This window comes from Pseudomonas sp. URMO17WK12:I12 (assembly GCF_000514395.1).
Lineage (GTDB): Bacteria > Pseudomonadota > Gammaproteobacteria > Pseudomonadales > Pseudomonadaceae > Aquipseudomonas > Aquipseudomonas mucoides.
Genome location: NZ_AZVV01000012.1, coordinates 180,000 through 199,999 on the forward strand (window position 1 = coordinate 180,000; position 20,000 = coordinate 199,999).

General features: G+C 60.5%; 18 protein-coding genes. 9 read left to right on the plus strand and 9 right to left on the minus strand.

The genetic code is table 11. The annotated features are described in order from the left end of the window. Positions 1 to 12: 12 nt before the first annotated feature. The 6 genes from D882_RS0118035 to gatC all read right to left on the minus strand — a co-directional run bounded on the left by D882_RS0118035 (position 13) and on the right by gatC (position 5,236). Positions 13 to 393, minus strand: a complete 381-nt coding sequence (locus D882_RS0118035) for a carboxymuconolactone decarboxylase family protein (protein WP_027924513.1) — start codon at positions 391 to 393, stop codon at positions 13 to 15. Next, positions 390 to 1,451 (minus strand): calcium/sodium antiporter, encoded by a 1,062-nt coding sequence (locus D882_RS0118040; protein ID WP_027924514.1) that lies wholly within the window; start codon positions 1,449 to 1,451, stop codon positions 390 to 392. Before D882_RS0118040 ends, D882_RS0118035 begins: the two co-directional genes overlap by 4 nt. Positions 1,452 to 1,501: 50 nt before the next feature. After that, entirely contained in the window at positions 1,502 to 1,876 is a 375-nt protein-coding gene (locus tag D882_RS0118045) for a septal ring lytic transglycosylase RlpA family protein (RefSeq protein WP_027924515.1), read from the minus strand. Between the two features lie 148 nt (positions 1,877 to 2,024). Next, entirely contained in the window at positions 2,025 to 3,470 is a 1,446-nt protein-coding gene (gene gatB / locus D882_RS0118050) for an Asp-tRNA(Asn)/Glu-tRNA(Gln) amidotransferase subunit GatB (RefSeq protein ID WP_027924516.1), read from the minus strand. A gap of 10 nt (positions 3,471 to 3,480) precedes the next feature. Further along, positions 3,481 to 4,932, minus strand: coding sequence for an Asp-tRNA(Asn)/Glu-tRNA(Gln) amidotransferase subunit GatA (gene gatA, locus D882_RS0118055; protein ID WP_027924517.1), 1,452 nt, complete (start codon positions 4,930 to 4,932; stop codon positions 3,481 to 3,483). A 16-nt stretch (positions 4,933 to 4,948) separates the two neighbouring features. Then, positions 4,949 to 5,236, minus strand: coding sequence for an Asp-tRNA(Asn)/Glu-tRNA(Gln) amidotransferase subunit GatC (gene gatC, locus D882_RS0118060; protein ID WP_007901429.1), 288 nt, complete (start codon positions 5,234 to 5,236; stop codon positions 4,949 to 4,951). 211 nt (positions 5,237 to 5,447) lie between these two features. On the opposite strand from gatC, the gene mreB reads away from it, so the two are divergent. From mreB to tldD, 8 genes are all read left to right on the plus strand, one after another. Beyond that, positions 5,448 to 6,485, plus strand: coding sequence for a rod shape-determining protein MreB (gene mreB / locus D882_RS0118065; RefSeq protein WP_002555108.1), 1,038 nt, complete (start codon positions 5,448 to 5,450; stop codon positions 6,483 to 6,485). Between the two features lie 143 nt (positions 6,486 to 6,628). Further along, entirely contained in the window at positions 6,629 to 7,753 is a 1,125-nt protein-coding gene (gene mreC / locus D882_RS0118070; RefSeq protein WP_081743970.1) for a rod shape-determining protein MreC, read from the plus strand. Continuing rightward, positions 7,753 to 8,244, plus strand: a complete 492-nt coding sequence (gene mreD / locus D882_RS0118075; RefSeq protein WP_027924519.1) for a rod shape-determining protein MreD — start codon at positions 7,753 to 7,755, stop codon at positions 8,242 to 8,244. Before mreC ends, mreD begins: the two co-directional genes overlap by 1 nt. A gap of 43 nt (positions 8,245 to 8,287) precedes the next feature. Then, positions 8,288 to 8,884 carry a nucleoside triphosphate pyrophosphatase gene (locus D882_RS0118080; protein WP_027924520.1) on the plus strand — a complete coding sequence of 199 codons (597 nt, stop codon included), beginning with the start codon at positions 8,288 to 8,290 and terminating at the stop codon, positions 8,882 to 8,884. Positions 8,885 to 8,941: 57 nt separating this feature from the next. Beyond that, positions 8,942 to 10,399: a ribonuclease G gene (gene rng, locus D882_RS0118085; RefSeq protein ID WP_027924521.1), complete on the plus strand. Its 1,458-nt coding sequence runs from the start codon at positions 8,942 to 8,944 to the stop codon at positions 10,397 to 10,399. Between the two features lie 75 nt (positions 10,400 to 10,474). Next, a complete protein-coding gene (locus D882_RS0118090) occupies positions 10,475 to 14,278 on the plus strand; it encodes a YhdP family protein (RefSeq protein WP_027924522.1) in 3,804 nt (1,267 codons plus the stop codon). A gap of 145 nt (positions 14,279 to 14,423) precedes the next feature. Then, positions 14,424 to 15,272, plus strand: a complete 849-nt coding sequence (locus D882_RS0118095) for a carbon-nitrogen hydrolase family protein (RefSeq protein ID WP_027924523.1) — start codon at positions 14,424 to 14,426, stop codon at positions 15,270 to 15,272. An 18-nt stretch (positions 15,273 to 15,290) separates the two neighbouring features. Further along, complete coding sequence (gene tldD, locus D882_RS0118100; RefSeq protein ID WP_027924524.1) at positions 15,291 to 16,733, plus strand: metalloprotease TldD; 1,443 nt, start codon at positions 15,291 to 15,293, stop codon at positions 16,731 to 16,733. A gap of 50 nt (positions 16,734 to 16,783) precedes the next feature. On the opposite strand, the gene yjgA is transcribed toward tldD, so the two are convergent. Next, positions 16,784 to 17,308, minus strand: coding sequence for a ribosome biogenesis factor YjgA (gene yjgA, locus D882_RS0118105; RefSeq protein WP_027924525.1), 525 nt, complete (start codon positions 17,306 to 17,308; stop codon positions 16,784 to 16,786). A gap of 107 nt (positions 17,309 to 17,415) precedes the next feature. Between yjgA and pmbA the strand changes: the two genes are divergently transcribed. Then, positions 17,416 to 18,762 carry a metalloprotease PmbA gene (gene pmbA, locus D882_RS0118110; RefSeq protein ID WP_027924526.1) on the plus strand — a complete coding sequence of 449 codons (1,347 nt, stop codon included), beginning with the start codon at positions 17,416 to 17,418 and terminating at the stop codon, positions 18,760 to 18,762. 89 nt (positions 18,763 to 18,851) lie between these two features. On the opposite strand, the gene D882_RS0118115 is transcribed toward pmbA, so the two are convergent. Beyond that, complete coding sequence (locus D882_RS0118115; RefSeq protein ID WP_027924527.1) at positions 18,852 to 19,127, minus strand: HPr family phosphocarrier protein; 276 nt, start codon at positions 19,125 to 19,127, stop codon at positions 18,852 to 18,854. 15 nt (positions 19,128 to 19,142) lie between these two features. After that, positions 19,143 to 20,000, minus strand: coding sequence for an RNase adapter RapZ (gene rapZ, locus D882_RS0118120; RefSeq protein WP_027924528.1), 858 nt, complete (start codon positions 19,998 to 20,000; stop codon positions 19,143 to 19,145).

The following is a 20,000-nucleotide window of genomic DNA, read 5'->3' on the forward strand; positions in this document are numbered from 1 at the left end:
AATGCCGGATTTTTATTCCGGCTTCTGATAACTCTCAATCACTTCCTGCGCCGCCCGAAATGCATCTATCGCCGCCGGCGCACCGGCATACACCGCGCAATGCAGCAGCGTTTCACGAATCTCTTCCACGGTGCAGCCGTTGTTCAATGCACCGCGCACATGGCCTTTCAATTCCTGCGGGCACTTCAGCGCGGTCAGCGCGGCGAGGGTGATCAGGCTGCGGGTTTTCAGTTCCAGGCCTTCGCGGTTCCACACAGCGCCCCACGCGTGTTCATTGACGAAATCCTGCAACGGCTGGGTGAATTCGGTGGCATTGCCCAGTGCGCGGTCGACGAAAGCGTCGCCCATCACTTGGCGGCGGACTTCAACGCCAGGTTTTTTATTGTCGGTCATGGCACATCCCTCTTGTGGTGTTGGCGACGCCAGGCGAGCAGCGACGTGAACAGCAAAAACGCCACCAGCGCCGGCAGAACGAAAAACAGCATCAGGTGTTCGAGCTTGCCGGCCAGCGGCATGCCGGTGGTGAACGACACCACGTGCAGCCCGTAAGCCAGGTACAAACCCAGGCACAGCAAACCTTCGGCCCGGGTCACCCGGTAGCCGGTGTAGAACAACGGCAGGCACAACACCGCGACGCCGAGCATCACCGGCAAGTCGAAATCCAGGGCGTTGGGTGATACCGACAGCGGTGACGGCGCGATCAACGCTGTCACGCCGAGCACGCCCAACAGGTTGAACAGGTTGCTGCCGATCACGTTACCCACGGCAATGTCGCGCTGACCGCGCAGGGCGGCGATCAGGGAGGTGGCGAGTTCCGGCAGGGAGGTGCTGATGGCGACGATGGTCAGGCCGATGATCCGCTCCGACAATCCAAGGTCGGTTGCCACCACCACGGCGGCGCCCAGCAGCAGATGCCCGGCGTAGACCAGCATCGCCAGCCCCGCCACGATCATCAGCAGGCTGCTGAACCAGGGCGCGGCCTGACTTAGGGGATCGCTCGATGGCGGGCGGGCCGAGTGCCGCGACTGGCGCAACAGCAAGCCCAGGTACAGCGCCAGCGCCGCCAGCAGGATCATGCCATCGGTGCGGGTCAGTTGTTCATTCCAGGCCAGCACGAACACCAGCAGGCTGGCGCCGATCATCAGCGGAATATCCAGGCGCACCAGTTGGCGCGAAACCCGCAGCGGAATGATCAGCGCCGAGAGCCCGAGGGTGACGAGAATGTTGAAGATGCTGCTGCCGATCACGCTGCCGACGGCAATGTCGGCATTGTCCGCCAGGGTGGCTTGCAGGCTGACGGCCATCTGCGGCGCACTGCTGCCGAGGGCGACGATGGTCAGGCCGATGATCAGTGGGCGCACATGCAGTCGCGCTGCCAGGCGCACGGCCGCGCGCACCATCAGCTCCGCGCCGATAATCAGTAGAACCAGGCCACTGAGCAGTTCAATCAGGCTGATCAGGGGTACATCGGCAAGTCCGAAAATGGTCGGTACTCCGTCTGTCAGTCGTCGAGGGCTTGCACGCGAACCTTGGCGGTACCGCTGCTGATCATGCCCAGGCGTTCGGCGGCTGCATGGGACAGATCGATCAGGCGCCCGCGGGTATGCGGCCCACGGTCGTTGATGCGGACCACGCAGGACTTGTCGTTGTTCAGGTTGGTGACCTTCACCCGCGTGCCGAAGGGCAACTGGCGGTGGGCGGCGGTCATGGAATTCTTGTCGAAACGCTCGCCACTGGCGGTGCGTTTACCTTGGTGTTTGGCGCCGTAATAGGACGCCGTACCAGTCTTGTCGTAGCCGTGTGGATCGATGACATCGTTACTGGCGCAACCGGCCAGCAGAGCGAGCAGGGCGCAGGCACCGAGTAGACGCTTCATTTAAAGGTTTCCACAAACAAATGTGGGAGCGGGCTTGCTCGCGATTGCGTCCTGACAGCCAACTCATTGTTGAATGCAAAACCGCAATCGCGAGCAAGCTCGCTCCCACAGGGGGTGGAGCCAGGCTTTGAAACTGGCTCCATGCTCATCAGCCTTCGAGCTTGCTTTTCAGCAGTTCGTTGACCTGTTGCGGGTTGGCCTTGCCTTTGGAGGCTTTCATGGCCTGGCCGACGAAGAAGCCGAACATCTTGCCGCGTTTGGCTTCGTCTGCCGCGCGGTACTGTTCAACCTGTTCGGCATTGGCCGCAAGCATTTCGTCCAGCACCGCCGAGATCGCACCGGTGTCGGTCACTTGTTTGAGGCCGCGCTTGTCGATGATTTCGTCCGCGCTGCCTTCGCCGTTGGCCATCGCTTCAAACACGACCTTGGCGATCTTGCCAGAGATGGTGTTGTCCTTGATGCGCAGCAGCATGCCGCCCAGTTGCTCGGCCGAAACCGGTGAGTCTTCGATGTCCAGGCCTTGCTTGTTGAGCAGGCTGCCCAACTCGACCATTACCCAGTTCGCCGCCAGTTTGGCGTCGCCGCCGATGCTCGCGACTTTCTCGAAGTAATCGGCTTGCTCGCGGCTGGTCGCCAACACGCTGGCGTCATAGACCGACAGACCGAATTGCTCCTGGAAACGCTCGCGTTTTTGCGGTGGCAGTTCTGGCAGGGTCGCGCGCACGTCGTCGAGGAACGAATCTTCGATGACCACGGGCAACAGGTCCGGATCTGGAAAGTAACGGTAGTCGTTGGCTTCCTCTTTGCTGCGCATCGGACGGGTTTCGTCCTTGTTCGGATCGTACAGACGGGTCTGCTGGATCACTTTGCCGCCGTCTTCGATCAGCTCGATCTGACGCTGTACTTCGCTGTTGATCGCTTTTTCGATGAAGCGGAACGAGTTGACGTTCTTGATCTCGCAGCGAGTGCCGAACTCAACCTGACCTTTCGGACGGATCGACACGTTGCAGTCGCAACGCAGCGAGCCTTCGGCCATGTTGCCGTCGCAGATGCCCAGATAACGCACCAGCGCGTGGATCGTCTTGACGTAAGCCACGGCTTCCTTGGCGCTGCGCATGTCCGGCTCGGAGACGATTTCCAGCAGCGGCGTGCCGGCACGGTTCAGGTCGATGCCGGTGGCACCGTTGAACTCTTCGTGCAGGCTTTTACCGGCGTCTTCTTCCAGGTGCGCACGGGTCACGCCAACACGTTTGATCGTGCCGTCTTCCAAGGCGATGTCTAGGTGGCCCTTGCCGACGATCGGCAATTCCATCTGGCTGATCTGATAGCCCTTCGGCAAATCCGGGTAGAAATAGTTTTTACGGGCGAACACGTTCTGCTGGCCGATCTCGGCGTCAATCGCCAAACCGAACATCACCGCCATGCGCACCGCTTCCTGGTTCAGCACCGGCAATACGCCGGGCATGCCCAGGTCGATCAGGCTGGCCTGGGTATTCGGCTCGGAACCGAAGGTGGTGGAACTACCGGAAAAGATTTTCGACCGGGTGGTGAGCTGGGTATGAATCTCCAGCCCGATCACGACTTCCCATTGCATGTGTGTCTCCTCAGAAGCCGGTTGGGGTGCGGGTGTGCCAGTCAGTGTTCAACTGATACTGGTGGGCAACGTTCAACAGGCGACCTTCCTGGAAATACGGCGCGAGCAGTTGCACGCCCACCGGCAGGCCATCGACGAAACCGGCCGGCATGGACAAGCCCGGCAGGCCAGCGAGGTTGGCGGTGATGGTGTAGACGTCTTCCAGGTAGGCAGCGACCGGGTCGCTGTTCTTGGCGCCGAGCTTCCAGGCCGGGTTCGGCGTGGTTGGGCCGAGGATGATGTCGACCTCATTGAAGGCAGCCATGAAGTCGTTCTTGATCAAGCGACGAATCTTCTGGGCCTTCAGGTAGTAGGCGTCGTAGTAACCGGCCGACAGCGCGTAGGCACCGACCATGATCCGGCGCTGCACTTCCGGGCCGAAACCTTCGCCACGGGAACGCTTGTACAGATCGATCAGGTCTTTCGGGTTCTCGCAACGATGGCCAAAGCGTACGCCATCGAAACGCGACAGGTTGGACGAGGCTTCTGCCGGCGCGATCACGTAGTACGCAGGAATCGCGTGCTGCATGTTCGGCAGGCTGATTTCCTTGATCACGGCGCCGAGCTTTTCCAGCTCCTTGACGCTGGTGTGGATCAGCTCGGCAATGCGCGGGTCGAGACCGGCGCTGAAGTATTCCTTCGGCACACCGATGCGCAGGCCTTGCAGCGAATCGTTGAGGCTGGCGCGGTAATCCGGCACAGGCTCGTCGATGCTGGTGGAGTCCTTTGGATCGAAGCCGGCCATGCCTTGCAACAAAATCGCGCAGTCTTCGGCAGTGCGTGCCATCGGGCCGCCCTGATCGAGGCTGGAGGCGTAGGCAATCATGCCCCAGCGCGAAACACGACCGTACGTCGGTTTCAGGCCGGTGAGGTTGGTCAGGGCCGCTGGCTGACGGATCGAGCCGCCGGTGTCGGTGCCGGTGGCTGCAGGCAGCAGGCGCGCGGCAACCGCGGCGGCCGAACCGCCGGACGAACCGCCAGGCACGTATTCCAGGTTCCATGGGTTTTTCACCGGGCCGTAGTAGCTCGACTCGTTGGCCGACCCCATGGCGAATTCGTCCATGTTGGTCTTGCCCAGGGTCACGGTCCCGGCAGCCGCCAGCTTGGCGACGACGGTGGCGTCGTACGGGGCTTTGAAGTTGTCGAGCATCTTCGAGCCGCAGCTGGTACGGATGCCCTGGGTGCAGAACAGGTCTTTGTGGGCAATCGGCGCGCCGAGCAGGGCGCCGCTCTCACCATTGGCCCGGCGTGCGTCAGCGGCTTTCGCCTGCTGGAGCGCCAGGTCCTCGGTGAGGCTGATGAAACTGTTGAGCTGAGGATCAAGCAGGGCGATACGCGCCAGCAGGGTCTTGGTCAGCTCTTCGGAAGAAAACTTTTTTTCGGCGAGTCCGCGGGCGATCTCGGCCAGAGTCATGTGATGCATTGCAGGCTCTTTCCCTTTAGTCGATGACTTTCGGAACCAGGTACAGGCCGTTTTCGACCGCTGGTGCGATGGACTGATAAGCCTCGCGATGATTGGTCTCGGTCACGACGTCTGCACGCAGGCGCTGGCTGGCTTCCAATGGGTGGGCCAGCGGCTCGATACCGTCGGTATTGACCGCCTGCATTTCGTCGACCAGGCCCAGAATGCTGTTCAGGGCCGAAGTGATGTGTGGAAGATCGGCATCATTAAGGCCAAGGCAGGCCAAATGAGCGATTTTTTCCACGTCGGAGCGTTCAAGCGCCATTGCGATTCTCCAGTGGAATACAGAACGGACGGCGTCCGTGTGTTAGATTGTCGGAACACTACCGCATTTCTACGGTCATAAGGCCGCGATTGTGGGGGTTGGTGCACAGAAAAGCGGCCAATTTAACATATTGGCGCCTTGCCCAAAATCCCTGTCGTTGTTAGAGTTTGCCGCACTTTTTTACCCACGCGTTGCCTAGGGTCCCTTTCCCATGTTCAAGAAACTGCGTGGCATGTTTTCCAGCGATCTTTCCATTGACCTGGGCACTGCCAACACCCTTATTTACGTGCGCGAGCGCGGTATCGTCCTGAATGAGCCATCGGTTGTGGCTATTCGGACACACGGTAACCAGAAAAGTGTCGTTGCTGTCGGCACCGAGGCGAAGCGTATGCTCGGCCGTACGCCGGGCAACATTGCTGCCATTCGTCCGATGAAGGACGGCGTGATTGCCGACTTCAGCGTCTGCGAAAAGATGCTGCAATACTTTATCAACAAGGTTCACGAAAACAGCTTCCTGCAGCCTAGCCCGCGTGTGCTGATCTGCGTTCCGTGCAAATCCACCCAGGTTGAGCGTCGTGCCATCCGTGAATCGGCCCTTGGTGCCGGTGCTCGTGAAGTGTTCCTGATCGAAGAGCCGATGGCTGCTGCGATCGGTGCCGGCCTGCCGGTTGAAGAAGCACGCGGTTCGATGGTGGTCGATATTGGTGGTGGTACTACTGAAATCGCCCTGATCTCCCTGAACGGTGTGGTTTACGCTGAATCCGTACGGGTTGGCGGCGACCGCTTCGACGAAGCGATCATCACCTACGTGCGTCGCAACTACGGCAGCCTGATCGGCGAATCCACTGCCGAGCGCATCAAGCAGGAAATCGGTACGGCTTACCCGGGCGGCGAAGTGCGTGAAGTCGACGTTCGTGGCCGTAACCTGGCCGAAGGCGTTCCACGTGCTTTCACCCTGAACTCCAATGAAGTGCTGGAAGCTCTGCAAGAGTCCCTGGCCACCATCGTTCAGGCTGTGAAAAGTGCACTGGAGCAATCGCCTCCGGAGCTGGCGTCCGATATCGCCGAGCGCGGTCTGGTACTGACCGGTGGTGGCGCCTTGCTGCGCGACCTCGACAAGTTGCTGGCCCAGGAAACAGGTCTGCCGGTGATCGTTGCCGAAGACCCGCTGACCTGCGTTGCTCGCGGCGGTGGCCGTGCATTGGAAATGATGGATAAACACACCATGGACCTGCTTTCCAGCGAATAAGTCGCCGGATTGCCTCTATGCTGTTGAGCGCGCAGGCGGCACTTTGCAGTGCTGCCTGTTGGCGCTTATCTTCTGTCAGTCTGCATCCAGGCCGGTTTGATGCCGTATGAGTAAAGAGAACATTTGCCTGGGAGGAGCGGCTTATTAAACCGCTTTTTTCCAAAGGTCCCTCACTGGGCGTGCGCTTATTGGTGCTGGTCGTGCTTTCGATCGCGCTGATGGTGGTCGATGCCCGCTTCACACTGCTCAAGCCAGTGCGTAGCCAAATGTCGCTGGTGCTGATGCAGTCTTACTGGATCACCGACCTGCCGCAGCGGCTATGGCAGGGTGTGGCCAGCCAATTTGGCAGCCGTACCGAGCTCGTCGCCGAAAACGAAAAACTCAAGACCGAAAACCTGCTGTTGCAGGGGCGTATGCAGAAGCTTGCCGCCCTCACCGAGCAGAACGTTCGGCTGCGCGAGTTGCTCAACTCTTCCGCGCTGGTCAACGAGAAGGTCGAAGTGGCCGAGTTGATCGGCATGGACCCGAACCCGTTCACCCATCGCATCATCATCAACAAGGGTGAGCGCGACGGTGTGATCCTTGGCCAGCCGGTGCTCGATGCCCGCGGCCTGATGGGGCAGGTGGTCGAGTTGATGCCCTACACCTCCCGTGTCTTGCTGCTGACCGATACGACTCACAGCATTCCGGTGCAGGTGAACCGCAACGGTCTGCGGGCGATTGCCAGCGGCACCGGCAACCCGGAGCGCCTGGAGTTGCGTCACGTAGCGGATACCGCCGACATCAAGGAAGGTGATCTGCTGGTCAGCTCCGGCCTGGGTCAGCGGTTCCCGGCGGGTTACCCCGTGGCGACGGTCAAAGAAGTGATTCACGATTCCGGCCAGCCATTTGCCATCGTGCGTGCCGTGCCAACCGCCGCGCTGAACCGCAGCCGTTATTTGCTGCTGGTGTTCAGCGATGGCCGCACGGCCGAAGAGCGCGCCAACGAAGCGGCCCAGGCACAAGAGGCGCTGGATCAGCACGGCGGCGGTCCGATCATTCCGGCCACCGTTCCTAAACCGGTTCCGGCGGCAACCGTGGCGCCTGCTGCACCTGCCGTCACGCCGGCGGCCGCTGCGCCGGCTCCAGCAACGCCTGCTCCTGCAACCCCCGCCAAACCGGCCAAACCCGCCGCTTCCAAGCCGCCTGCCGCCAGTAAACCGCCGGCCGTGAAGCCTGCTGTCAAACCGCCTGTCTCCGAACCGGCTGCCACTGGGAGACAAGAATAATGGTCGGCGTCAAAGCCTCCCGAAACAGCTGGATTGTCTGGTTGACGTTCGCGATCGGCCTGTTGCTCAGCGTTTCACCGCTGCCGCAGTTCATGGAAATCCTCCGCCCGTTGTGGCTGGCGTTGCTGCTCGCGTTCTGGGCGCTGACCCTGCCGCAAAAAGTCGGCATGGTCACCGCGTGGTGCCTGGGCTTGGCTGAAGACGTGCTGTACGGCACGTTGCTTGGCCAGAACGCATTGATCCTGACGTTGATTACCTTCCTGGTGTTGTCGCTGCAACAGCGCTTGCGCATGTTCCCGATGTGGCAACAGAGCCTGGTGATCCTGGTGATCTTCGGCCTGGCGCAGCTTGTTCAGTTGTGGCTGAGTGCCTTGACCGGTAACCGTCAACCCACCCTGGCGCTGGTGCTGCCGGCACTCGTCAGCGCGTTGTTGTGGCCCTGGGTCAGCTACGGTTTGCGTGGTCTGCGTCGGCGCTACAAAATCAATTAATTCGGTCAGGCATTGGCCCGCACCTCGACAGGGAGATGTCTTGATGAAACAGCTATACCTCGCCTCAGGCTCGCCGCGTCGGCGTGAACTGCTCACGCAGATCGGCGTGCCGTTCTCCGCCATCAGCGCGGACATCGATGAAACCCCTTTTCCTCAAGAATCCCCGTCGGCCTATGTCGAGCGCCTCGCGCGCGGCAAAGCCGAGGCCGGGCGCGGGACCGTCGTGTCCGACGCTGATTTTTGCGTGTTGGGCGCCGACACGGCCGTGGTGCTGGAAGGCAAAATTCTTGGCAAACCGGTGGACGAAGCCGATGCGTGCGCCATGCTTATGCTGTTGGCCGGTCGTGAACATGAAGTGCTGACGGCCATTGCCGTACTCGATGCCGAACGCTGTGAGTCTCGGGTGGTGCGCAGCCTGGTGCGGTTTCGCAACATCAGTGGCGACGAAGCGGCAGCCTATTGGGCCAGCTGCGAGCCACGCGACAAGGCGGGTGGTTACGGCATTCAGGGCCTGGGTGCGGTATTTGTTGCCGGGCTCAATGGCAGTTATTCGGCGGTCGTCGGGTTGCCGCTGTGCGAAACCGCAGAACTGCTCGGCCATTTCGGCATACCCTGTTGGCAAACACTTAACGCGCGCTGAGCGTCGTACTGACAAGATGTAGCCATTATCGTGAACATGCCTGAACGAGACCCTGCCATGAGTGAAGAGATTCTGATCAACATCACGCCGATGGAATCACGCGTGGCGGTGGTCGAAAACGGTGTTCTGCAAGAGGTCCACGTCGAGCGTACGCAAAAGCGCGGGATCGTCGGCAACATCTATAAAGGCAAGGTCGTACGGGTTTTACCAGGCATGCAGGCGGCGTTCGTCGACATCGGCCTGGACCGCGCAGCATTCATTCACGCCTCGGAAATCTCCCTGCGTGAAGGCCCTGCGGTCGAGAGCATCAGCGCCCTGGTCCATGAAGGCCAGAGCCTGGTGGTCCAGGTCACCAAGGACCCGATCGGTTCCAAAGGCGCACGCCTGACGACGCAGCTGTCGATTCCGTCGCGCTATCTGGTGTACATGCCGCGTACCGCTCACGTCGGCATTTCGCTGAAGATCGAAGACGAGGCCGAACGCGAGCGCCTCAAGCAAGTGGTCACCGATTGCGTGGCCAAAGAAGGCATCAAGGAAGCCGGCGGTTTTATATTGCGCACTGCTGCCGAAGGGGCGGGCGCCGATGAGATCCTCATGGACATCCGCTACCTGCGCCGTCTCTGGGATCAGATCAACGAACAAATCAAAACCATTGCCGCGCCGAGTGTGATCTATGAAGACCTCGGTCTCGCGTTGCGCACCCTGCGTGACCTGGTGAGCCCGAAGATCGAGAAGATCCGCATCGATTCCCGGGAAACCTTCCAGAAAACCACACAGTTCGTCGCCGAACTGATGCCGGAAATCGCCGATCGCCTGGAGCATTACCCGGGTGAGCGGCCTATTTTCGATTTGTATGGCGTCGAAGACGAAATCCAGAAAGCCCTGGAGCGCAAAGTCCCGCTCAAGTCCGGCGGTTACCTGGTGGTCGATCCGGCGGAAGCCATGAGCACCATCGACGTCAACACCGGGGCGTTCGTCGGCCATCGCAACCTTGAAGAAACCATTTTCAAGACCAACCTCGAAGCCGCCACCGCCATTGCCCGTCAGCTGCGCCTGCGCAATCTGGGCGGGATCATCATCATCGACTTCATCGACATGGAAGACGAAGAACACCAGCGCCAGGTGTTGCGCACGCTCGAGAAGCAACTGGAACGCGACCACGCCAAGACCAACATCATCGGCATCACCGAGTTGGGCCTGGTGCAGATGACCCGCAAGCGCACCCGCGAAAGTCTTGAGCAAGTGCTGTGCGAACCGTGCAGCAGCTGTCAGGGCCGCGGCAAGTTGAAGACGCCGGAAACGGTCTGCTATGAAATTTTCCGCGAAATCCTCCGCGAGGCGCGCGCCTATCAAGCGGAAGGCTATCGTGTATTGGCGAACCAGAAAGTCGTCGACCGTTTGCTCGACGAAGAGTCAGGCAACGTGGCCGAGCTGGAAGGGTTTATCGGACGCACGATCCGATTCCAGGTGGAAACCATGTATTCCCAGGAACAATACGACGTGGTGCTGCTCTGAATCGCGGTGTTTCAACCTTAATAGAACGGCTGGCCTCAGCTTTTTGCAGCATTTTTGCCATGGGAGCCACCTGACATGGAACGTCTGACACGCATTTTGGTTGCATTGACCCGTTGGGGTCTGGGCCTGTGCGCGTTGGTACTCGTGTTGATGGCGTTTTACGTCAGCCTCGGCCGAGAGCTGACGCCTCTGGTGGCCGAATACCGTGCCGACGTCGAAACCAAAGCCACCGAAGCGTTGGGCATGCCGCTGCAAATCGGCAAGCTGGAAGGTAACTGGAGTGGTTTTGCGCCGATTCTGCTGGCCCATGACGTGACCGTCGGCGAAGGCGCCAATGCCCTTCATCTGGATCAGGTGCGTGCAGTGCCAGACATTTGGGAAAGCCTGTTGGCGCGCCAGGTGCGCATCGCTCACCTTGAACTCAATGGTTTGAAGATCAGCCTCAAGGAAGGCGACGACGGTCAGTGGGCGCTGGAAGGTTTGCCGGTGCAGAAAGATCAGCCACTCGATCCAGAGCAGTTGCTCAATCGCATGCAAATGGTCCAGCAGTTGTCGGTGATTGACAGTCAGGTGACCTTGCAGCCCCTGGACCAGCCGCCACTGACCCTGACCTACGTCGGTTTCAATCTGAAAACCGGTGCTTCTCGCCAACGCCTCGATGCGCGAATGACCTTGCCCGATGGCCAGCCAGTTGCCATGAGCCTGCGCACCCGCATTCAGGCCAGTCAGTGGAAGGACGGTGAAGCCGAGGCTTACGTGAGCCTGCCGCAAAGCGACTGGTCGAAATGGCTGCCCGAACGCCTCACCCAGCAATGGAATTTTTCCGAGATCAAGGCCGGCGGCGAGCTCTGGATCAATTGGGGCAAGGGCGAACTGCAATCCGCGGCCATTCGCTTGAACGCACCGCAAGTCAAAGGTGCCTACGCCGAACGCAAGCCCATCCAGATCAACAATCTGGCGCTCAATGGCTATTTCCAACGCAGCACTGAAGGCGTGGTGGTGACGCTGGATTCCCTGGCCATGAATTTTGGCGAGACGCGCTGGGAATCCCATCTGCAACTCACACAAACCTCCGCCACCGACAAGGTCCAGGAGCTCTGGCACCTGCAAGCCGACCGCGTCGACCTCACCCCGCTCACGCCATTGCTGAACGCCCTGGGCCCACTGCCCGAAGGTGTCGCCACGGCGGTGGAAAAGCTCAAAGTGACCGGTGGGCTGCGCAATGTGCTGATCGACGTGCGCCCCAATGCCGACGACGACAGCAAGTTCAGCTTCGCCGCGAACCTCGACCGGGTCGGTTTTGATGCCTATCACGGCGCACCGGCCGCGCGGAATGTCAGCGGCAGCATCAGCGGTGACCTCGGCAAGGGTGAGTTGCGCATGGACAGCAAGGACTTTGTCCTGCACCTGGACCCGATTTTCGCCAAGCCATGGCAATACCTTCAGGCCAACGCGACGCTGACCTGGAAGCTCGACAAAGAAGGCTTCACCCTGATCGCGCCGTACCTCAAGGTACTTGGCGAAGAGGGCAAGATTGCCGGTGACTTCCTGATCCGCCTGCATTTTGATCACACCCAGGAAGACTACATGGACCTGCGGGTCGGCATGGTCGAGGGGGACGGTCGCTACACCGCCAAATACCTGCCGACCATGCTCAGCCCTGCGCTTGACGAATGGTTGCGTACGGCCATTCTAAAGGGCGCGGTAGACGAAGGTTTCTTCCAGTATCAGGGCTCGCTGAACCATGGTGCGGCCGACACTGCCCGCAGCATCAGCCTGTTCTTCAAGGTGCACGATGCCGAACTGGCGTTCCAGCCGGGCTGGCCGCATGTGAGCAAGGTCACCGGTGATGTGTTTGTGGAAGACAGTGGGGTGCGGGTTCTGGCCAGCAAGGGCCAGTTGCTCGACACTCAGGTGCGCGATATCTACGTCAATATCCCCCATGTCCCCGATGGCAAAAACGTCCATCTGTTCCTCGACGGCGGATTCGCCGGCGGCTTGGGCGATGGCCTGAAAATTCTCCAGGAAGCGCCAATCGGCACCGCTGAGACGTTTGCCAAGTGGGAGGGTGAGGGCGATCTGCAAGGCACGTTGAACCTGGATATCCCGCTGGCCAAAGACGAGCAACCGAAGATTCTCGTCGATTTCAAGACCGCCAAGGCGCGCCTGAAACTGGCCGATCCCTCGCTGGAATTGACCCAACTCAAGGGTGATTTCCGCTTTGACAGCACCAAGGGTTTGAGCGGACAGAACATTAGCGCGCGGGCTTTTGACAGGCCTGTCACCGCACGGATTTTCGCCGATGGCAGCGCGGGCAACATCAAGACACGCGTCACGGCTTCCGGTCAGGTCGAGGTCAAGAAACTCACGGACTGGTTGAGCGTAACTCAGCCGTTGCCGGTTTCCGGGGTCATCCCGTATCAGTTGCAGCTGAACCTGGACGGTGCTGACAGTCAGTTGATGGTCAATTCCAGCCTGAAAGGCGTGAAGGTCGATCTGCCGGCCCCGTTCGGCATGACGGCCGATGACAGCCGTGACACGACGTTCCGCATGACCCTGCAAGGGCCGGAGCGGCGCTACTGGGTCAACTATGGTCAGCTGGCAAACTTCACGTTTGCAGCCCCTAGCGGCAGTTTTGCCGACGGTCGTGGTGAGCTGTTCCTCGGTGGTGGCGATGCCGTATTACCCGGCGCCAAAGGCCTGCGGGTGCGCGGTGTGCTGTCGGAGCTGGATGTCGGTCCCTGGCAGGATCTGGTGGGCAAGTACGCCGGTCAGGATCCGGGGGGCAGTGCCAAGCAGTTCTTCAGCAGTGCAGACTTAAAGATTGGCAAGCTCAGCGCTCTGGGCACGACCCTCGATCAGGCGTCCGTGCAAGTGAACCGAAAGCCTACCAGTTGGGCGTTGCAACTCGACAGCCAGCAGGCCAAGGGCACCGTCGGTGTTCCCGATGCGAAAGGCGCACCGATCGCGGTCAATCTGCAATACGTGCGGCTGCCCGCGCCGGATCCGAAGGTGGTGGCCGACGAGAACTCGCCCGATCCACTGGCTACGGTCGACCCGACAAAGATTCCGGCACTGGACATCACCATCAACCAGCTTTTCCTAGGGCAGGATCTGGTGGGTGGCTGGTCGCTGAAAATCCGTCCGACTGCCAAAGGTATTGCACTCAACAACCTCGACATGGGCCTCAAAGGGATTCTGTTGCAAGGCAGTGGCGGCTGGGAAGGTGTGCCCGGTAGCTCCAGCAGTTGGTACAAGGGGCGGATCAGCGGCAAAAATCTCGCCGATGTCCTCAAGGGCTGGGGGTTTGCGCCGAGTGTCACCAGCGAAGAGTTTCATATGGATGTTGACGGTCGCTGGCCGGGTTCACCGGCCTGGCTGGCCAGCAAGCGTTTCTCCGGCACCCTGGATGCATCGCTGACCAAAGGCCAGTTTGTTGAGGTCGAGGGCAGTGCCCAGGCTCTGAAAGTCTTCGGCCTGCTGAACTTCAACTCCATCGGCCGCCGGCTGCGCCTGGACTTTTCCGACCTGTTCGGCAAAGGCCTGAGCTATGACCGGGTCAAGGGATTGCTGGTCGGGACCAATGGTGTCTACGTCACCCGCGAGCCGATCCGGATGACCGGTCCGTCCAGCAACGTAGAACTTGATGGCACCTTGAACCTGGTGGGTGATCAGATCGACGCCAAGTTGCTGGTGTCCTTGCCGGTGACCAACAATTTGCCGATTGCGGCGTTGATTGTCGGCGCGCCGGCTGTTGGCGGTGCGCTGTTCCTGATCGACAAACTGATCGGTGACCGCGTCTCCCGATTTGCCAGCGTGAAATACACCGTCAAGGGCCCGTGGAAAGAGCCGCAGATTACCTACGACAAACCTTTTTGACGCTCTTTTTCAAAAGCCATGTCCCAGCCTGATGGAGTAGCATGGCCGAACATATTCCAATTAGCGACGCCGATCCTGTAGCAGCCGGACGCAGGCTTCGCCAGCTGCTACAGGTTGGCGGACACTTCTCGAGTAAGGAAAGGCCATGTCGGTAGCGGTGATTCAAATGGTCAGCCAAAGCGATGTGCTGGCCAATCTGGCTCAGGCTCGCCGGCTGCTTGAACAGGCAGCGGCCGGTGGTGCGCAACTCGCCGTGCTGCCGGAAAACTTCGCCGCCATGGGCCGGCGCGACATTGCCGACATCGGCCGCGCCGAGGCATTGGGTGAAGGCCCTATCCTGCCATGGTTGAAACAGACCGCCCTCGACCTCAAGTTATGGATAGTGGCAGGCACATTGCCGTTGCCGCCGGTGGATCAACCGACGGCGAAGGTGCATGCCTGCTCGTTGTTGGTGAACGATCATGGCGAAACAGTAGCGCGCTACGACAAGCTGCACTTGTTTGACGTGGACGTGGCGGACAATCGCGGGCGTTATCGTGAGTCCGATGACTATGCTTATGGCGGTGGCGTGGTGGTTGCGGATACGCCGGTCGGGCGAGTCGGCCTGACGGTGTGTTACGACCTGCGCTTCCCGGAGCTGTACAGCGAATTACGGGCTGCCGGGGCGGAGTTGATTACCGCGCCTTCGGCGTTTACGGCGGTGACCGGCGCGGCGCATTGGGATGTGCTGATTCGTGCCCGGGCCATCGAGACTCAATGTTATGTGCTGGCGGCCGCTCAGGGTGGAACGCATCCGGGGCCGCGAGAAACCTGGGGACATGCCGCAATCGTCGACCCCTGGGGCCGGGTGCTGGCACAACAGGATCAAGGCGAGGCCGTGCTGCTGGCCGAACGCGATAGCAGCGAACAGGCGTCCATCAGGGCGCGGATGCCGGTGTCCAGTCACCGGCGTTTTTTCTCGCAGGGCGCCCAGCGACCTGCCTCAGAACGATGAATTTAAGGCGTAAAGCATATGAGCGAGTTGTTGTCCTCAGTCAGTGAACACCTCTTGGCGCCCGGTGGCGTAACGATCGAGAGCCTGCAAGGTGTACTCGGTGATCTGGCCGGCCCGGGCATCGATGCCGCCGACCTGTATTTCCAGGGGCAGATTTCCGAGTCCTGGGCGCTGGAAGACGGGATCGTCAAGGAAGGCAGCTTCAACCTCGACCAAGGCGTCGGCGTGCGTGCGCAATCGGGTGAAAAAACCGGTTTTGCGTACAGCAATGCCATCACCCTGGAAGCCCTCGGTGCCGCGGCCCGTGCCGCGCGTTCGATCTCCCGCGCCGGGCAAAATGGCACGGTGCAGGCGTTCACCACCCAGGACGTTGCCCAGTTATACGGACCGGACAACCCGCTGGAAGTGATCTCCCGCGCCGAGAAAGTCGAACTGCTCAAGCGCATCGATGCAGCCACACGCGCCCTCGATCCACGCATCCAGCAAGTGACCGTGAGCATGGCCGGCGTCTGGGAGCGCATCCTCGTGGCCTCCACCGATGGCAGCCTGGCCGCCGATGTACGGCCGCTGGTGCGTTTCAACGTGAGCGTGATCGTTGAACAAAACGGTCGCCGCGAGCGCGGTGGGCATGGCGGTGGCGGACGTACCGATTACCGTTATTTCCTCAGTGACGACCGCGCCATGGGCTACGCCCGTGAAGCGTTGCGTCAGGCACTGGTCAACCTGGAAGCCATTCCGGCGCCGGCCGGTACGTTGCCGGTGGTATTGGGTTCCGGCTGGTCCGGCGTGCTGCTGCACGAAGCGGTCGGCCACGGTCTGGAAGGCGACTTCAACCGCAAGGGCAGTTCGGCCTACAGCGGGCGCATGGGCGAGATGGTTGCCTCCAAGCTGTGCACCATCGTCGATGACGGCACGCTGGCAGGCCGTCGTGGCTCTCTGAGCGTCGACGACGAAGGCACCCCGACGCAGTGCACCACGTTGATCGAAAACGGCGTACTCAAAGGCTATATGCAGGACAAGCTCAATGCGCGTCTGATGGGCGTGGCCCGTACCGGTAACGGTCGTCGCGAATCCTACGCGCACCTGCCGATGCCGCGCATGACCAACACCTACATGCTGGCGGGCGAAAGCGATCCGGCGGAAATCATCGCTTCGGTCAAACGCGGCATCTACTGCGCCAACCTCGGCGGTGGCCAGGTGGACATTACCAGCGGCAAGTTCGTGTTCTCCACCAGCGAGGCGTACCTGATCGAAGACGGCAAGATTACCGCCCCGGTCAAAGGCGCGACGTTGATCGGCAACGGTCCGGAAGCCATGAGCAAGGTGTCGATGGTCGGTAACGATCTGGCGCTGGACAGCGGCGTGGGGACGTGTGGCAAGGATGGGCAGTCGGTGCCGGTGGGTGTCGGCCAGCCAACGTTGAAAATCGATGCGATCACTGTGGGTGGCACAGGATCGTAAGCAGGGATGGAGCTTCGGGTGAACCGCATGCGGTTCACCCGATTCGGGACTTAGCGCAGACCGCGTTGAGTCTCGTCCAGCTCTCGGATGTACTTGAAGATTTTACGGCTCGATGCCGGTGGCTTGTTGGTCGCCAGTTCGTGCTGGGCCTGACGGATCAGGGAGCGCAATTGCTGACGATCAGCTTCCGGGTAGTCGAGCACGAACTTCTCCAGGACTGCATCGTCGCCCGCGATCAAGCGATCGCGCCAGCGTTCCAGGCCATGGAAACGTTCGTTGTACTGCCGGGTGGAGGCATCGAGTTGATCGAGCAAGGTCAGAATGGCGGCAGTGTCCTGATCGCGCATCAGTTTGCCGATGAACATAAGGTGCCGTTTACGCGCGATATTCGCGGTGTGCTTGGGCGCATCGGCCAGGGCCCGACGCATAGCGTCGGTCAACGGCAGTTTTGCCAGCAAGTCAGGCTTGAGTGTTGTAAGGCGCTCGCCAAGGTCAACCAGAGCATGAAGCTCGCGTTTAACCTGGGATTTGCTTTTTTCTCCCGTATCGAGGGAGTCGTCGTAAGAATCAACCATGGTGGCCGTCCGCAAAGAAACGCCGCCATGATAACCAGTCGGGGGCCACTTGTCCGGCCCGGTCGCTCGAAGGCCTTACCGAAAGCAGAATTTGAGTGGAGAACAGCATGAGTGCAGTTGAAAGCGTCGGCCCACAAGCGTTGCCGGCACTGCAAGAACAAGTCGAGCAGATCATCGCTGAAGCCAAGCGTCAGGGCGCCAGCGCCTGCGAAGTTGCCGTGTCCCTGGAGCAGGGCCTGTCCACCTCGGTGCGTCAGCGTGAGGTCGAAACCGTCGAATTCAACCGCGATCAGGGCTTTGGCATCACCTTGTACGTCGGTCAGCGCAAAGGCTCGGCCAGTACATCGGCCAGTGGTCCTGAGGCCATTCGCGAAACCGTCGCGGCGGCGCTCGCCATCGCCAAGCACACCTCCGAAGACGAAGCCTCGGGCCTGGCTGATGCCGCGCTGATGGCTCGCGACCTGCAGGATTTCGACCTGTTCCACCAATGGGACATCACCCCGGAACAAGCCATCGAACAAGCGCTGGCCTGCGAAGCCGCTGCGTTTGCCACCGACAGCCGGATCAAAAATGCCGACGGCACCACCCTCAGCACTCATCAGGGTTGCCGCGTGTACGGCAACAGCCACGGGTTTATCGGTGGCTACGCGTCGACCCGCCACAGCCTGAGCTGCGTGATGATCGCCGAGGCTGATGGCCAGATGCAGCGTGATTACTGGTACGACGTGAACCGTCAGGGCAATTTGCTGGCCGACCCGGTGAGCATTGGCCAACGTGCCGCGCAACGGGCGGCGAGCCGTCTGGGCGCGCGTCCGGTACCGACTTGCGAGGTGCCGGTGCTGTTTTCCGCCGAGCTGGCGGGGGGGTTGTTCGGCAGCTTCCTGTCGGCGATTTCCGGCGGCAGCCTGTACCGCAAATCGTCGTTCCTCGAAGGTACGCTGGGTCAGAAGCTGTTCCCGGAATGGTTGACCATCGATGAACGTCCGCACCTGATGCGCGCCCTGGGCAGTTCCGCGTTTGATGGCGATGGTCTGGCGACCTACGCCAAACCGTTCGTCGAAAAGGGTGAGCTGGTGTCGTACATCCTTGGTACCTATTCCGGGCGTAAACTCGGGATGCCAAGCACTGCCAACGCCGGCGGCGTGCACAACCTGTTCGTCACCCACGGCGATGAAGATCAGGCCGCTTTGCTGCGCCGCATGGGCCGTGGCCTGCTGGTCACCGAACTGATGGGGCAGGGCCTGAACATGGTCACCGGGGATTACTCCCGTGGTGCGGCGGGTTTCTGGGTCGAGAACGGCGAAATCCAGTTCGCGGTCCAGGAAGTGACCATTGCCGGCAATATGCGCGACATGTTCAAGCAGATCGTGGCGGTCGGTAATGACCTGGAGCTGCGCAGTAACATTCGTACGGGTTCTGTTTTGATCGAGCGCATGACGGTGGCGGGCAGCTAAACTCGCTTGTCACAAAAAAGGCGCGCCACCTGATTGGGTGGTGCGCCTTTTTTATCGGGTTACTGAGCGGCTTTGGTCTGGACTGGCGTTTACTCGCCTTCGTCGAAATAACGGTCGATCAAGGCCTTCAACGCATCCAGTGCCCTTTGCGCGTCTTCGCCTTCGGTGCTGATATAGATTTTGGTGCCCTTGCCCGCAGCGAGCATCATCATTGCCATGATGCTTTTGCCGTCGACCGTGGATTCCGGAGTGCGTCCTACTCTGATCGTGCAATCCTTGAACTCGCCGGCGACCCCGACGAATTTTGCAGAAGCACGGGCATGCAGGCCCAGCTTGTTGATGATTTCGATTTCCAGAGCAGGCATCGCGGTGTGAATCCTTTAGCTGAGGTCGCGGTGGCGGACCTGGACGTTCTTCAGGGATTGTTGCAGAACCTGGCCCAGACGTTCGGTCAGGTAGACGGAGCGGTGATGCCCGCCGGTGCAGCCAATGGCAATGGTGACATAAGCACGGTTGCTGGCGGCAAAGCGCGGCAGCCACTTGAGCAGATACGACGATATGTCCTGGAACATTTCTTCGACGTCTGGTTGAGCGGCGAGGTACTCGGCCACCGGTTGATCGAGCCCCGACTGCGCACGCAGCTCCGGCTTCCAGTAAGGGTTGGGCAGGCAACGCACGTCGAACACCAGGTCCGCGTCCACCGGCATGCCACGCTTGAATCCGAACGACTCGACCAGAAAGGCAGTACCGGCTTCCGGCTGGTTCAGCAGGCGCAGCTTGATGGTGTCGCGCAGCTGGTACAGGTTCAGATTCGTGGTGTTGATCTTGAGGTCGGCCAGATCGACGATCGGACCCAGCAGATTGCTTTCGTCCTCGATCGCCTCGGCCAACGAACGGTTGGGGGTGCTCAGCGGGTGACGCCGACGGGTTTCGGAAAAGCGCTTGAGCAAGGTTTCTTCGTCGGCGTCCAGGTACAGCACATCGCACTTGATGTGCCGGCTACGGACTTCTTCGAGCAGTTCGGGAAAGCGTGACAGGTGGCTCGGCAGGTTACGCGCATCGATGGACACGGCGACCAACGGCTGTGCCAATTCGGTATGAATCAGTGCGCGTTCGGCCAGTTCCGGCAGCAAGCCGGCGGGCAGGTTGTCGATGCAGTAGTAGCCGTTGTCCTCGAGAACATCGAGTACGGTACTTTTACCTGAGCCGGAACGGCCACTGACGATGATCAAGCGCAT

Excerpts from the sequence above, each read along its gene's own strand:
- D882_RS0118035 (WP_027924513.1), bottom strand. The coding sequence starts at position 393 with ATGACCGACAATAAAAAACCTGGCGTTGAAGTCCGCCGCCAAGTGATG.
- D882_RS0118045 (WP_027924515.1), bottom strand. The coding sequence starts at position 1,876 with ATGAAGCGTCTACTCGGTGCCTGCGCCCTGCTCGCTCTGCTGGCCGGT.
- gatB (WP_027924516.1), bottom strand. The coding sequence starts at position 3,470 with ATGCAATGGGAAGTCGTGATCGGGCTGGAGATTCATACCCAGCTCACC.
- gatA (WP_027924517.1), bottom strand. The coding sequence starts at position 4,932 with ATGCATCACATGACTCTGGCCGAGATCGCCCGCGGACTCGCCGAAAAA.
- gatC (WP_007901429.1), bottom strand. The coding sequence starts at position 5,236 with ATGGCGCTTGAACGCTCCGACGTGGAAAAAATCGCTCATTTGGCCTGC.
- mreB (WP_002555108.1), top strand. The coding sequence starts at position 5,448 with ATGTTCAAGAAACTGCGTGGCATGTTTTCCAGCGATCTTTCCATTGAC.
- mreD (WP_027924519.1), top strand. The coding sequence starts at position 7,753 with ATGGTCGGCGTCAAAGCCTCCCGAAACAGCTGGATTGTCTGGTTGACG.
- D882_RS0118080 (WP_027924520.1), top strand. The coding sequence starts at position 8,288 with ATGAAACAGCTATACCTCGCCTCAGGCTCGCCGCGTCGGCGTGAACTG.
- rng (WP_027924521.1), top strand. The coding sequence starts at position 8,942 with ATGAGTGAAGAGATTCTGATCAACATCACGCCGATGGAATCACGCGTG.
- D882_RS0118090 (WP_027924522.1), top strand. The coding sequence starts at position 10,475 with ATGGAACGTCTGACACGCATTTTGGTTGCATTGACCCGTTGGGGTCTG.
- D882_RS0118095 (WP_027924523.1), top strand. The coding sequence starts at position 14,424 with ATGTCGGTAGCGGTGATTCAAATGGTCAGCCAAAGCGATGTGCTGGCC.
- tldD (WP_027924524.1), top strand. The coding sequence starts at position 15,291 with ATGAGCGAGTTGTTGTCCTCAGTCAGTGAACACCTCTTGGCGCCCGGT.
- yjgA (WP_027924525.1), bottom strand. The coding sequence starts at position 17,308 with ATGGTTGATTCTTACGACGACTCCCTCGATACGGGAGAAAAAAGCAAA.
- pmbA (WP_027924526.1), top strand. The coding sequence starts at position 17,416 with ATGAGTGCAGTTGAAAGCGTCGGCCCACAAGCGTTGCCGGCACTGCAA.
- D882_RS0118115 (WP_027924527.1), bottom strand. The coding sequence starts at position 19,127 with ATGCCTGCTCTGGAAATCGAAATCATCAACAAGCTGGGCCTGCATGCC.
- rapZ (WP_027924528.1), bottom strand. The coding sequence starts at position 20,000 with ATGCGCTTGATCATCGTCAGTGGCCGTTCCGGCTCAGGTAAAAGTACC.